The organism is Streptomyces sp. NBC_00503 (assembly GCF_036346895.1).
Taxonomy (GTDB): domain Bacteria; phylum Actinomycetota; class Actinomycetes; order Streptomycetales; family Streptomycetaceae; genus Streptomyces.
In genome coordinates this window covers 276,125-289,530 of sequence record NZ_CP107855.1, presented here as the reverse complement: position 1 = coordinate 289,530, position 13,406 = coordinate 276,125, and the positions used below count along the sequence as shown (strand labels likewise).

Sequence of the window (13,406 nt, the reverse complement as noted above, 5' to 3'; positions counted from 1 at the left end):
CACCGTCTGGTTCGACTGACGTATCCCCTGGAAGGAGGGCCCCAGATGCCCGCGACACTGCCGGTACCGATCGAGTTCCGCATACCCGGGCCCCGTGTACCCGGCGGCCGCCTCGCCGTGCGCCCGGAGACCGGGGAAGGGGTCTGACGATGGGTCGACTCTGGGACAAGTACACGGGCACCCTGCGGCCGGACGAGGGCGCCACGGCGATCCCCACCCAGGAGCTGCGCGCCGCACTGCTCGCGCTGAACGCCCAGGGCGTGCCGTTCACCGTTCGCGAGACCGGCAGCGAAGCAGCCCACCTGGTGGCGGAGTGGAAGGTGCTGGAACCCGCCACGGGCTCCGGCGTGACCCGCCGGCAGGTGGAGCGGACGTTCAAGATCTGGATGCGCCTGCTCCCCATGGAACGCGAGGTGCGGGCCGTGGACGAGCAGTGGGCGGTGACCCGGGCCGGCAACGCACCCGGCCGCACCGTGCGGCGCGAACGCGGTCGCGGCCCCATCCACCACGTACAGAAGGAGTGGACCTTCGAGCGGGGCCCCGACGGACGCCGGCGCAAGGTGGAGACGTTCAGCCTGGACACCCGGGACATGAAGGACCCGCTGCGGAAGACCGCCGTCGCCGCCGGCTGGACCTGGCGGGGCGCGCTCAAGCTCTAGGGATCCCAGCCCTCCCGACGGTGCCAAAAAATCTTTGGCCGGGGATGTCGAGAACCTGTGCCCGGCTCCGTCCCCGTAGTGAACGCGACCAGAATGGGTCGCACCCGCACCGAGGAGAACGACCATGGCCAAGTACCTGCTGCTCAAGCACTACCGCGGCGCCCCGGCCCCGGTGAACGACGTCCCCATGGACAAGTGGACCCCGCAGGAGATCACGGACCACATGCAGTACATGCACGACTTCGCGGCCCGGCTCGAGGGGACCGGCGAGTTCGTCGACGGTCAGGCGCTCGCCCCCGAGGGGACCTTCGTCCGGTACGACGGGGAGGGCCGCCCGCCGGTCACCGACGGACCGTTCGCCGAGACCAAGGACCTCATCGCGGGCTGGATGGTGATCGACGTCGACAACTACGAGCGCGCCGTCGAGCTGGCCGGGGAGCTGTCCGCCGCCCCCGGCGCGGGCGGGAAGCCGATCCACGAATGGCTCGAGGTGCGCCCCTTCCTGGCCGCGCCCCCCACCATCACGGAGTGAGTACTCAGATGAACGAGGCCCTGCTCCGGAGCCTCACACCGAGCGTGCTCGGGATCCTCGTCCGCCGCGGAGCCGACTTCGCGGCGGCCGAGGACGCCGTACAGGACGCGCTGGTCGAGGCGGTCCGCGTCTGGCCGGCCGACCCTCCGCGCGACCCCAAGGGCTGGCTGGTCACCGTCGCCTGGCGCCGGTTCCTCGATGCGACCCGGTCGGACACCGCCCGCCGTCGCCGCGAGGACCTCGTGGACGAGGAGCCGGCCCCCGGGCCCGCGCCCTCGGTGGACGACACCCTCCAGCTCTACTTCCTGTGCGCCCACCCGTCCCTGACCCCGTCCTCCGCGGTCGCGCTCACGCTGCGCGCCGTCGGAGGGCTCACCACCCGCCAGATCGCCCAGGCCTACCTGGTGCCCGAGGCGACCATGGCGCAGCGCATCAGCCGGGCCAAGCGCACCGTCGTGGGCGTCCGGCTGGGCGAGCCCGGCGACGTCGCCACCGTCCTGCGCGTCCTCTACCTGGTCTTCAACGAGGGCTACTCCGGCGACGTGGACCTCGCCGCGGAGGCCATCCGGCTCACCCGGCAGCTCGCGGCCGCGATCGACCACCCCGAGGTGGCCGGGCTGCTCGCCCTCATGCTGCTCCACCACGCCCGGCGTGCCACCCGGACCGCGCCCGACGGCAGTCTGGTGCCCCTGGCGGAGCAGGACCGCCGTCGCTGGGACACGCGCCTGATCGCCGAGGGCGTCGGCATCCTGGGGGCGGCCCTCGCCCGCGACCGGCTGGGGGAGTTCCAGGCCCAGGCCGCGATCGCGGCTCTGCACGCCGACGCGCCCACCGCGGAGGAGACCGACTGGGTGCAGATCGTCGAGTGGTACGACGAGCTGGTGCGCCTGACCGACAGCCCGGTCGTCCGGCTCAACCGTGCGGTGGCCGTCGGCGAGGCCGATGGACCGCGCGCGGGCCTGGCGGCGCTCGCGGCGCTGGACGACGGGCTGCCCCGGCACACCGCGGTGGCGGCCTACCTCCACGAGCGCGACGGCGACCCGGCGACGGCGGCACGCCTGTACGCCGAAGCGGCCCTCAAGGCCGCCGACCTCGCCGAGCGCAACCACCTGACCCGCCAGGCGGCTCGTCTCAACACCAGCCTGCGGCCCTGAGGTTCAGGTTCCGGCCAGCTCGGCGGCGCCGAAGGAGACGTCGAAGCGGTCGCACCAGATGGTGACGCTGCTGTACTCGGCGAGGTTCAGGTCCGCCGGGATCTCGTAGTTCTGGTCGCCCTTGTTCCCCTTGAGCTTGCCCAGGCTGACGTACTTGCCGTCGTCGAACACGCGCCAGCCGGCCGCGCCCTCCTTCACCGGCGCGTCGGTCAACCAGACGCGCAGATCGGGCCCGTTGCTCGTGTCGAGGTCCTCCAGGCGCAGGGTGCGCGAGCCGTCGGGCAGCCGGATGAGCTTGGCGGTCCCGGTCGTGCTGTGCTCGTGGCTGATCAGCGTGCCCTGGGCCAGCGTCCGCGGACCGCTCGGGGCGGGCGCGGCGGTGGTGGCGGAGCCGGGGGAGGGGCTGGCAGCGGGGGCCGACCGCGCGGTCGGCAGCGCCTCGTTGACCGCCCGGTCCTGCCAGAGCTTCCACGGCTGGAACCAGTACAGCCCGACGCCCAGTACGACCACGGCCGCCACCACCGCGCCGGTGACCAACCCGCCCCGCCTCTTCCCGCTTGCCACGACGGCTCCCTCGCTCTCGTCCCCGACCCGGTCGCCCGACCGGTCGCTCCCCAGTCAACGGCCTCGGAGCCGGGCAGGCCATGACTCCAGGCATGACGAATGCCTTACGGACGCCCCGGCGCGGGGGGTTGCGGGGCGGGCGGCTGCGCCGGATCGGGCGGTGCGGTGACCGATTCCGTCTCAGCTCTCGGGCGCTGTGCGCCGACAGCGGTTTCGGGCTGCATCCTGGTTCCTGCCGAAGCGATCTAGTAGGGGGCGCTGGATGTGGTCAGTGGTGTCAACAGGCGAGCTACCGGCGGAGGAACGGTTCGACTGGTACTCCGACATCGTCGCGCGTGAGGTGATGCCCGCTGCCCTCAGCAGCGAGCGCCCCACCGAATTCCAGGGCGAGGCCGCAGTGCTGGACCTGGGGGAAATCCGTGCGTCGAGGTTCTCCTTGTCGCCCCTTCGATCGCGGCGCACGGCCGCGATGATCCGGCGCGGGGACCCGGAGCAGTACCAGCTGGCCCTTTTGCGCAAGGGAGCCACGTCGCTGTTGCAGCACCGCAGTGAGTGCACCATCGGAGCCGGCGACCTCATGCTCTGGGACACCTCCCGGCCCTCCGACAACCAGATGTCCGCCGCGGGCGGTCGGGTGCAAGCCACGATCCTGCTGCTGCCCCGGAACATCATGCCGCTGCGCACCCAGCGCCTGGACCAGGTGCTGGCCCGGCGCATTCCGGGCGACCGGGGCATGGCCGCGATCCTCGCCTCCTTCATGACCTCACTCGAAGACCACGGTGCCGACTGCACTCCGGAAGAACTGCATCGACTCGGCACGGTCGCCGTCGACCTCGCGACGGCCTGCCTGGCCCAACACCTGGACGCCGAGGATCACCTTCCCCTCGAAATCCGGATACAGGCTCTGGTACAGCGGATCCACGCCTTCATCGAGCACAACCTCAGCGATCCTGAGCTGAATCCTTCGGCGGTCGCGGCCCACCACAACATCTCGGTGCGCACTCTCCACCAGCTCTTTCACGGCCAGAAGGAGAGCGTCCACGCCCGGATCCGCCGACGCCGCCTTGAGCAGTGCCGCACCGACCTCGCCCACCCCGGCCTCCGCTCCCGCCGTGTGGGTGCCATCGCCGCCCGCTGGGGCTTCAGCGGACCGGAGGTCTTCAGCCGTACCTTCCGCGAGGCGTACGGCATCAGCCCCAGCGAGTTCCGCGCGGTGAGACTCGACCGTTCCTGCGCCGAACGTTCAACGCGTGACGATCGGTCGGGCTAGGGTGTTGCAGAAGGTGTGATGCGGCGCATCTTGCCTGTATTGGTGGGGGGCCACACCATCGACGCCGACACCTGGCTGGTCGTTGCCCCGGCCCGACCTGCGCCCGAGAACAATGCCGACGCCCACGTCTGGCGGGAGTCTGACCTGCCAGCCTCGGTGGCCAGGACGACGCCGGTCGCGGACGGTGCCGACCTGGGCGCCACTTTGATCGTCCCGCAGGAGAAGGGCCGGACGGTCCCTCAGCTCATCCTTGAAACTTTCCCACAAGGATCTTGACTTCGGCGACTTGTGCATCGAGGGCAGTCTTTACCTCCGTGAGCTCCTTCGAATGCTCGGTGATGGCGGCCTGCTGGTATGACGACTCCGCCGCGAACCACACACCGACCAGGTTCGTCTCCTGCTTGCACGCGACATCTGCCTTGGCCTGAGCGATCTCCGCGCCGCTCGGCTCGGCAGCGCTCACGGACGGCGCGGAGGCTGCGTGCAGAGGGTCGGCCAGCTCATAGCCCCTGAGCTTCATACAGTTCGACCACTTCTGGAAGATGGCGGTCACGCGGCCATCCGCCAGTGAGTCGGTGAAGCTCTTGGCCTTGATTTCGTTGACCAGGCCGGTTGCCTGCCATCGTCGCGCCGTCATGACCCGCTCAAGTTCGGTGAGGCAGCCGTTCTTGGGTACCGGTTGACCCTTGTACATGGTCGCCGGAGCCTGGGTTGTGGGGTCGGTACCGGTCAAGACGATCAGGGCCTCCGGGGACATGTCGCCGATTCGTTGGGGCTCGCCAGTGGGCGCTGTGGTCCCGGTCTGGCGCCGAAGGTGGTACCCCCATTGCGAAACGGTGTCCAGGTCGGTGACGCCGTAGCGGCGGTAGAGCACGGAGTAGGCGGACGTGATCACGCTGCTGTCCGTGGCCGGCTTGGCCGGGACCGGGTAGTCGAGTCCGAAGCGCACCATGCAGGACCGGATGGCGGCCCTGTTCACCCAGTCCAGCTGTGCTGACTGCGTGGGCGTAGGCATGTAGGTCTCGATGGGCAGATGCAGGCTCTCCAGCGGTGGCGCAGGCGATGCGGACATGACTATGGGTGGCTTCTGCGCTGATGCGGAGGGTGACGTGCAGCCGCTTGCCATGGACAGTGCGCATACGCCGACTGCAGCCATGCGGCGAAACCTCGTGGGGAACATGGAAATCCTCAGAGCGGCCAAGAGTGCCATCAAGGCCGTCCACCGGTATTTATCGGTGGACGGCCTGATGTTACGGACGGTAAGGGTCGACGCCGACGCCGGGGCAGTTCACCGGGTCGTAATAACCGATCGAGGCCTCGTTGTTGCGGAGGTTGGACGTGAGGTTGCCACCTCGGTACGCAGGGACCCAGTTGACGTCGCCGACGTAGTTGGGATAGACCCAGACTCCCAGTCGGCACTCCGCCGAGTTCTCCACGGACGCCGCGTTGTTGCGCACATTCTGACCTGCGCCGGCTGAGCCGTACCCGTCATTTTCGAAGGTTCCGTAGATCGTGTTCTGAGAGGTGGAAGCGGTCCACCAGATGGCGCCCTCTGCACCCGGGGAGTAGTAAAGGCAGACGTCCCTGCGCTGGGGCCCACAGCGGACGGGTGCCGAGGCGGTGTTCCAGCCGCTGACGGTCGACTCGGAGGCACTGGCCGGACCTGCCCCGGCAATGAGGCCCGAAGAAGCTACAACGACCGACGCAGCGGCGATGGCGAGGTTGCGGGTGGCCGATCCGACGATGAAGCCGGACCTGGCAACGGTGTTCCCTATCAAGTTCTTCCTAGGAATCTCGGTGTTGCTGCTCGCGCATGCAGACTTCAAAGGAGCGCAGCGATCCCCGATGCTCCGTTGCCCGGGGTGGTCCCAGGGTTGTTGGAGTCCTGGCGCGTCAGGTGCTCGGGGTAAGACTCTGGCAGCCTAGGAGCCCACCGGATCTCGTAATTGACCCAGCGTGCGGACTTCCTTGATCATGCGTGCAAGTGCGGCTCAGGCAGGTGGGCTCCGCGAGGGCCGCGTTTGCGTTCATGTCCGTACCCCGTGCGGCGCCGCTGCGGGCAGCCACCTGCCCGGGAGGGGGAAGGTGCCGATGGACTGTCCGGAGTCCTCCTCGCCGCGCACTCGGCTCGCCTCGGCGAGAACACCGCCTGGAAGGACGCCCCGTCCTCCGCCGCGGCCCCTGGTGATCGGTGAGGGTCCGGAGACATCGGGCGTGGTGGACCGGAACAGCGGGTGATGGGACAGCGGTAACCGGTGGCCGCTTGTTGGGAGAACCCGTGACACCCGCGTACTCGTCGCTGACGCATGCGTTGGCCGAGGCCGTGGTCCGATGTTGCCTGGTTCATCGACGGCGCGGAGGACGAGCAGCAGAGCGACGATGGTCACGGGCTGCTGGCAGTGCGGGCAGTTCCGTCGTGGTCGTGCTGGGGCTTGGTTTTCTGGTCAGGAGACACGGTCGACGTTCACGGCATCGGGCTTTTCGTGCCTCAGTGCGGTTGTCCGGCGCGGCGCAGGGCGCCGGGGGTGGTCCCGTACCACCGCTGGACGGCCCGGCGCAGGGCCCGGGCGTCGGCGTAGCCACTGCGGGCGGCTATCGCGTCGATGCCGAGGTCGGTGTCGTGGAGCAGCCGCGTGATGTGCGTGCGGCGCAGGGCCTCGACCTCGGTGGTCCACGTGGTGGCGTGCTCGTCCAGGCGCCGCTGCAGGGTCCGCGTGCTGATGGCCATGCGCCGTGCCACGTCGGACAGCGCCGGAGCGGCCGCGTAGGGCAGGGAGGCCAGGGCGGTGCGGAAGAGGTCCAGCCAGTTGTGCAGCGGGATCGAGTCGGCGAGGTTCTGCTCGGCGTGCTTGCGGAGCACGGCGGAGAGGCCGGGCTGGGCGTGGGGCGTGGGGGCCTTCAGGTCGCGCGCGAGGAAGGTGATCGAGCTGACCGGGGCCCCGAACTCGATGGCGCGGGTGCCGTACAGCTCGATCAGGGCGTCGTGCCGGCGGGGCGTTTCGGCTGCCAGGACCACGCGGATCGGGACCAGTCGGCGCCGCAGGGCCTCGCTGAGGCGGCGCTGGTACAGCCCGAGCGCGTAGGCGCGGATGGCGCAGGCCGCCTCATGGGTCAGATCGGAGTTGTTGAGGTGGCTGATCGTGACCTGTTCGCCGTCCTCGGTGACGCGGAGGGTCTCGGTGCCGGAGTCGGCCACGCTGGCCATGTAGGCGGCGGCGTCCCGGATTCCTTCGAGCGGGGTCGGCGCCGAGGTGATCAGGTAGTCCCAGACCCCGAGGGCGCCGAGGGGCGACTGCTCCGCCATCAGCAGGGACACCTCCGTCCAGGGCGCGTGGACGGTCGACAGTTCCGCGATGCGGATGCTCGTGACCGCGGGGGTCCGGCACAGGTCGTCGTTGAGGTGTTCGGGTTTCAGGCCCAGCATGTGCGCGTATCCGTCCGGGGGTACGCCGAGCAGACGTGCGGCATTCACGTTCAGACGGGTGAGGGCCGAAGAAGTCGTTCCTTGATGCACATGCGAGACCACAAGGTCGGAGCATATGCGAGCACGAAGTGCCAGATCGCCTTCGGAGTCCGGCGTCCGATGCCCCCATCGTGGCGCGGAGAGTCCCCGTGGCCGGACCGCGTACGAGGACCCGCCCAGTACCGCCGCCGACTGGCCCTGCGGGCACGCGCTTTCGAGTGACAGCACCGCTCGGCGCCGTGCGGGCCGCCGTCGTGGTCCCCCACGATCGCCGGTGGTCGTTCGTGTCACGGACATGATCCGTCGCCCGCCGCGGAGGAGATTTCGTGCAGGTCCTGCTCATCGCGAGTGCCTTCAACAGCCTCACGCAGCGCGTCCACGCGGAGCTGCGCGACCACGGCCACCGGGTCGCCGTCGAACTCGCCGTCCCCGGCGCCTCCATGACGCGAGCCGTCGACCGCCACCAGCCGGACCTGGTCATCGCCCCCATGCTGCGCACGGCGATCCCCAAGGAGATCTGGTCCGCCCGGACCTGTCTGATCGTCCACCCCGGACCGGTCGGCGACCGCGGCCCCTCCTCGCTCGACCGGGCGGTCCAGGAAGGGCGGACCCGATGGGGCGTCACCGTCCTCCAGGCCGTCGAGGAGATGGACGCCGGTGACGTCTGGGCCACCGTCGAATGCGCCGTCCCGCCCGTCGCCAAGAGCGATCTGTACCGCGGGGAGATGGCCGACGCCGCACTCGAAGCGGTCCTGCTGGCGGTCGAACGCTTCGCCTCCGGCACGTACGCCCCACAGCCCCAGCTCACCGGGCACGCCCGCCCGTACCTGCGGCAGGAACACCGCCGCATCGACTGGGAGACGGACTCCACCGAGCGGGTGCTGAGCGTCCTGCGGGCCGCCGACTCCCAGCCCGGCGTACGGGACGAACTGCTCGGCGGCGAGTGGTACCTGCACGGCGGCCACCCCGAAGCCCGCCTGCGGGGGCGCCCCGGCGAGCTGCTGGCCACCCGCGCCGGGGCGCTCTGCCGGGCGACGACCGACGGCGCCGTCTGGATCCCCGAACTGCGGGCCCGGCGCGTGCCCGGGGAACCGGCGCCCCTGAAACTGCCCGCCACCGTGGCCCTCGGCGACCTGCTGCGGCCCCCGTACCTGCCGCGCCCGCTGCCCGAACACCCCGCCCCGCCGTCCGGCGCGGCCACCGGACGCGACCGGACCTGGTCGCAGACCGATTACCGGGAGGAGGGCGGGGCGGGGTTCCTCACCTTCTCCTTCCCCGGCGGGGCCATGAGCACCGAGCGGTGCCGGCGGCTGCTGGACGCCTACCGGACCGCCTGCTCCCGCCCCACCTCGGTCCTCGTCATCGGCGGCGGCCGCGACTTCTTCTCCAACGGCATCCACCTCGGCGTCATCGAGGCCGCCGCCGACCCGGCCGAGGAGTCCTGGGCGAACATCAACGCCATGGACGACCTCGTCGAAGCCGTCCTGAACACCACCGACCGCCTCGTCGTCGCGGCCCTCGGCGGGAACGCGGCCGCGGGCGGCGCCATGCTCGCCCTCGCCGCCGACGAGGTCTGGTGCCGCTCGGGCGTGGTCCTCAACCCCCACTACCGCCTGATGGGGCTGTACGGCTCGGAGTACTGGACGTACACGCTGCCGCGCCGGGTAGGGGCGGCAGCAGCCACCCGGCTCACCCGCGACGCCCTACCCGTCAGCGCCGCCGCCGCGCTGCGGATCGGCCTGGCGGACCGTACGGTCGCCTGCGCGCCCGCGGCCTTCGCCGACGTGACGGCCCGCCTCGCCGCGCGGCTGGCCGGCTCGCCCGGGGCGCAGGCCAGGATCGCCGCGAAGAAGGCGCGGCGGGAGTCCGACGAGGCGATCCGGCCGCTGGCCTCCTACCGGGAGACCGAGCTGGCCCGGATGCGGGAGACCTTCTTCGACCCGCAGGCCCCGTACCACGCCCTGCGCAGGGCATTCGTGCGCAAGGAGAGCCCGGAGGCCACCCCGGCCCACCTGGCCCGCTTCCACGGCGGCAGCCCCTGGCACGGGGAGGGCGCCTCGCACGGCGACGGCGCCTCGCACGGCGACGGCCCCTCGCACGGCGACGGCCCCTCGAACGGGGACGGCCCTGAAGCGGGCCCGCTCCCACAGCCGGGTGTCACTGGACTGGGCGTACATGACCAGGCACCGGGTCCTCCCACCTGTTAGCAAGAAAGGTGACGCCGGCATGCAGACCCTGCCGGTCCCCGTCGCCCTTGCACTCCCCCCACCGCTCCCACCCCTCCCCTAGGAGGCATCCGGATGGACACAGCAACGCAGACCGAGGCCGAGGATCCCCCGATCCACATCCTCTGGATCAACGCGGGACTGAGCTGCGACGGCGACTCCGTGTCGCTGACCGCGGCCATGCAGCCCAGCATCGAAGAGATCGTCATGGGCGTGCTGCCCGGTCTGCCCAAGATCGCCGTGCACTGGCCCCTGATCGACTTCGAATGCGGCCCCGTGGGCGGCGCGGACACGTTCATCGAGTGGTTCTTCAAGGGCCAGCGCGGGGAGATCGACCCCTTCGTGCTCGTCGTGGAGGGATCCATCCCCAACGAGGCCATCAAGGCCGAGGGCTACTGGTCCGGTTTCGGCGACGATCCGGAGACCGGCCAGCCCATCACCACCAGCGAGTGGATCGACCGGCTGGCGCCCAAGGCCCTCGCCGTCGTCGCCATCGGCACGTGCGCCACGTACGGCGGGATCCACGCCATGGAAGGCAACCCGACCGGCGCCATGGGGCTGCCCGACTACCTCGGCTGGGACTGGAAGTCCAAGGCCGGCATCCCCATCGTCTGCGTGCCGGGCTGTCCGATCCAGCCGGACAACTTCTCGGAGACGCTCACCTACCTGCTCTACCAGGCGGCCGGCTCCGCCCCGATGATTCCGCTCGACGACAAGCTGCGCCCGACCTGGCTGTTCGGCAACACCGTGCACGAGGGATGCGACCGGGCCGGCTACTACGAGCAGGGGCAGTTCGCCCACACCTACGACTCCCCGAAGTGCCTGGTCAAACTCGGCTGCTGGGGCCCCGTCGTGAAGTGCAACGTCCCCAAGCGCGGCTGGATGAACGGGATCGGCGGCTGCCCGAACGTGGGCGGCATCTGCATCGCCTGCACCATGCCCGGATTCCCGGACAAGTTCATGCCCTTCATGGACGAACCGCCCGGCGGCAAGGTGTCCAGCGCCGCCAGCGGAGCCTACGGGGCGGTGATCCGCAAGCTCCGGGCCATCACGGCGCACACCGTGGACCAGGAGCCGAAGTGGCGCCACCGCGGCGACACACTGACCACCGGCTACCGGCCGCCCTGGTGACGGGACGCGAACCGGTCCCTGGCAACCCCCAACATCCGCAGTCCCGTTGAGAACCACTGATCCCGCACCGAAGGGTCACGCAGACACGATGGCACCGAAGACGAACGCAGCCGGTGACGGCAGCGGCCTGGTGGAGATGGCCTGGGATCCGATCACCCGGATCGTGGGCAGCCTCGGCATCCACACGAAGATCGACTTCAAGCAGAAGCGGGTCGCCGAGTGCTACAGCACCTCGTCGGTCTTCCGCGGCTACAGCGTCTTCATGCGCGGCAAGGACCCGCGCGACGCACACTTCATCACCAGCCGCATCTGCGGCATCTGCGGTGACAACCACGCCACTTGCTCCGTCTACGCGCAGAACATGGCCTATGGGGTGAAGCCGCCCCACCTCGCCGAGTGGATCATCAACCTGGGCGAGTCCGCGGAGTACATGTTCGACCACAACATCTTCCAGGAGAACCTGGTCGGGGTCGACTACTGCGAGAAGATGGTCCGCGAGACCAACCCCGGAGTCCTGGAGCTGGCCGAGCGCACCCCGGCCCCGCACGCGGGCGAGCACGGCTTCAAGACCATCGCCGACATCATGCGCTCGCTCAACCCCATCGAGGGCGAGTTCTACCGCGAGGCCCTCCAAGTCAGCCGCTACACCCGGGAGATGTTCTGCCTGATGGAGGGGCGCCACGTGCACCCCTCCACCCTCTACCCGGGCGGTGTGGGCACCATCGCCTCCGTCCAGCTCTTCACCGACTACATGAGCCGCCTCATGCGGTACTGCGAGTTCATGAAGCGCGTGGTCCCGCTCCACGACGACCTCTTCGACTTCTTCTACGAGGCCCTGCCCGGGTACGAGGAAGTCGGCCGCCGACGCGTCCTGTTGGGCTGCTGGGGCGCCCTCAACGACCCCGAGCACTGCGACTTCACCTACGCCAACATGACCGACTGGGGACGGAAGATGTTCGTCACCCCCGGCATCGTCGTGGACGGCAAACTGGTCACCAACGACCTCACCGAGATCAACCTCGGGATCCGCATCCTGCTCGGCAGCTCGTACTACGACGACTGGCAGGGCCAGGAGAAGTTCGTCACCCACGACCCGCTCGGCAACCCGGTCGACGCCCGCCACCCCTGGAACCAGCACACCATCCCCGCCCCGCAGAAGCGGAACTTCGACGACAAGTACAGCTGGGTGATGTCCCCCCGCTGGTTCGACGGCAAGGACCACCTCGCCCTCGACACCGGCGGCGGCCCGCTCGCCCGCCTGTGGTCCACCGCCCTGTCCGGGCTGGTCCACACCGACTACGTCCAGGCCACCGGCCACAGCGTGGTCATCACCCTGCCGCGCACCATGACCAAGCCCGAGACCCGCTTCGAGTGGAAGATCCCGAAGTGGAGCAACGCGCTGGAGCGCAACCGCGCCCGCACGTACTTCCAGGCGTACGCCGCCGCCATCGCCCTGCACTGCGCCGAGAAGGGGCTGGCCGAGGTCCGCGCCGGACGCACGCAGACCTGGGAGAAGTTCGAGGTCCCCGACGAGGGCCTGGGCGTCGGCTTCACCGAGGCCGTGCGCGGGGTGCTCTCGCACCACATGGTGATCCGCGACGGCAAGATCGCCAACTACCACCCCTATCCGCCGACCCCGTGGAACGCGAGCACCCGCGACACCTTCGGCACGCCCGGACCGTACGAGGACGCGGTGCAGAACACCCCGATCTTCGAGGAGAACACCCCGGAGAACTTCAAGGGCATCGACATCATGAGGGCGGTGCGCAGCTTCGACCCCTGTCTGCCGTGCGGAGTCCACATGTACGTGGGCAAGGGGCAGACCGTGAAGCAGATGCACGTCCCCACCGGACTGAGCGGACTGGGCGGATGAGCGCCCGCGAGAACGCACAGGCGGACGCCCGCCAGGCGGGCGTCCGCGTCGAGGAAGTGCTCGACCGGCTCGCCGCCACCGGCGACCGGCAGGTGTGCGAGGCCGCCGAGGAACTCGTACGCGTCCTGATGGACTTCTACGGCGCCGGGCTCGCCCGGATCGTCGACCGCCTCGGCGAGGAGCGGCTCTCCGTCCTCCTCGACGACGAACTGGTCGCGAGCCTCCTCGCCCTGCACGACCTGCACCCCGAGGACGTGGACACCCGGATCGCCCGCGCCCTGGCGGCCGTACGGGAGGACGTGGAGGTCCTCGGCTTCGACTCCTCCACCGGGACCCTGAGGCTGCGCTCGGCGCCCAGTACCGGCTGCGGCTGCTCCGGCGCCGCCGAGGGTCCCTCGCAGGCCGTCGAGGACGCCCTCGCCTGCTTCGCCCCCGAGGTGGCCACGGTGGAGATGGCACCGGCCGAGGCCCCGCAGCCGGCCCTGCTCCAGATCGGCACCCGCCCGCACACCCCGGTCCGGGTGCCGTGAGCGGC

At 70.2% G+C, this 13,406-nt stretch carries 12 protein-coding genes; 8 read left to right on the top strand and 4 right to left on the bottom strand.

Features of this window, described 5'->3' with window-relative positions; genetic code table 11:
• Positions 1 to 149: 149 nt before the first annotated feature.
• From OG490_RS01470 to OG490_RS01460, 3 genes are all read left to right on the top strand, one after another.
• Positions 150 to 659: a hypothetical protein gene (locus tag OG490_RS01470; RefSeq protein WP_330294429.1), complete on the top strand. Its 510-nt coding sequence runs from the start codon at positions 150 to 152 to the stop codon at positions 657 to 659.
• A 124-nt stretch (positions 660 to 783) separates the two neighbouring features.
• Positions 784 to 1,191 carry a YciI family protein gene (locus tag OG490_RS01465; RefSeq protein WP_330294428.1) on the top strand — a complete coding sequence of 136 codons (408 nt, stop codon included), beginning with the start codon at positions 784 to 786 and terminating at the stop codon, positions 1,189 to 1,191.
• A gap of 8 nt (positions 1,192 to 1,199) precedes the next feature.
• Positions 1,200 to 2,345 carry an RNA polymerase sigma factor gene (locus OG490_RS01460; RefSeq protein WP_330300734.1) on the top strand — a complete coding sequence of 382 codons (1,146 nt, stop codon included), beginning with the start codon at positions 1,200 to 1,202 and terminating at the stop codon, positions 2,343 to 2,345.
• 3 nt (positions 2,346 to 2,348) lie between these two features.
• Here the strand turns inward: OG490_RS01460 and OG490_RS01455 are convergent, their stop codons facing one another.
• Positions 2,349 to 2,909 (bottom strand): DM13 domain-containing protein, encoded by a 561-nt coding sequence (locus OG490_RS01455; protein WP_330294427.1) that lies wholly within the window; start codon positions 2,907 to 2,909, stop codon positions 2,349 to 2,351.
• 262 nt (positions 2,910 to 3,171) lie between these two features.
• On the opposite strand from OG490_RS01455, the gene OG490_RS01450 reads away from it, so the two are divergent.
• The gene (locus OG490_RS01450) at positions 3,172 to 4,179 is read left to right on the top strand and encodes a helix-turn-helix domain-containing protein (protein WP_330294426.1); all 1,008 of its coding nucleotides are present in this window, start codon (positions 3,172 to 3,174) and stop codon (positions 4,177 to 4,179) included.
• Between the two features lie 244 nt (positions 4,180 to 4,423).
• Here the strand turns inward: OG490_RS01450 and OG490_RS01445 are convergent, their stop codons facing one another.
• From OG490_RS01445 to OG490_RS01435, 3 genes are all read right to left on the bottom strand, one after another.
• On the bottom strand, positions 4,424 to 5,251 hold the full coding sequence (locus OG490_RS01445; protein WP_330294425.1) for a hypothetical protein: 828 nt from the start codon (positions 5,249 to 5,251) through the stop codon (positions 4,424 to 4,426).
• Positions 5,252 to 5,429: 178 nt separating this feature from the next.
• Complete coding sequence (locus OG490_RS01440; protein ID WP_330294424.1) at positions 5,430 to 5,957, bottom strand: peptidase inhibitor family I36 protein; 528 nt, start codon at positions 5,955 to 5,957, stop codon at positions 5,430 to 5,432.
• 710 nt (positions 5,958 to 6,667) lie between these two features.
• Positions 6,668 to 7,651: an AraC family transcriptional regulator ligand-binding domain-containing protein gene (locus tag OG490_RS01435; RefSeq protein ID WP_330294423.1), complete on the bottom strand. Its 984-nt coding sequence runs from the start codon at positions 7,649 to 7,651 to the stop codon at positions 6,668 to 6,670.
• Positions 7,652 to 7,968: 317 nt separating this feature from the next.
• Here OG490_RS01435 and OG490_RS01430 point away from each other — a divergent pair, with 317 nt between their 5' ends.
• From OG490_RS01430 to OG490_RS01415, 4 genes are all read left to right on the top strand, one after another.
• The gene (locus OG490_RS01430) at positions 7,969 to 9,849 is read left to right on the top strand and encodes an enoyl-CoA hydratase-related protein (RefSeq protein ID WP_330294422.1); all 1,881 of its coding nucleotides are present in this window, start codon (positions 7,969 to 7,971) and stop codon (positions 9,847 to 9,849) included.
• Positions 9,850 to 9,942: 93 nt separating this feature from the next.
• Positions 9,943 to 10,998 (top strand): hydrogenase expression protein HypE, encoded by a 1,056-nt coding sequence (locus OG490_RS01425; protein ID WP_330294421.1) that lies wholly within the window; start codon positions 9,943 to 9,945, stop codon positions 10,996 to 10,998.
• A gap of 88 nt (positions 10,999 to 11,086) precedes the next feature.
• Entirely contained in the window at positions 11,087 to 12,871 is a 1,785-nt protein-coding gene (locus OG490_RS01420) for a nickel-dependent hydrogenase large subunit (RefSeq protein ID WP_267815113.1), read from the top strand.
• Positions 12,868 to 13,401, top strand: coding sequence for a hypothetical protein (locus tag OG490_RS01415; RefSeq protein ID WP_330294420.1), 534 nt, complete (start codon positions 12,868 to 12,870; stop codon positions 13,399 to 13,401). Before OG490_RS01420 ends, OG490_RS01415 begins: the two co-directional genes overlap by 4 nt.
• Positions 13,402 to 13,406: the final 5 nt, after the last annotated feature.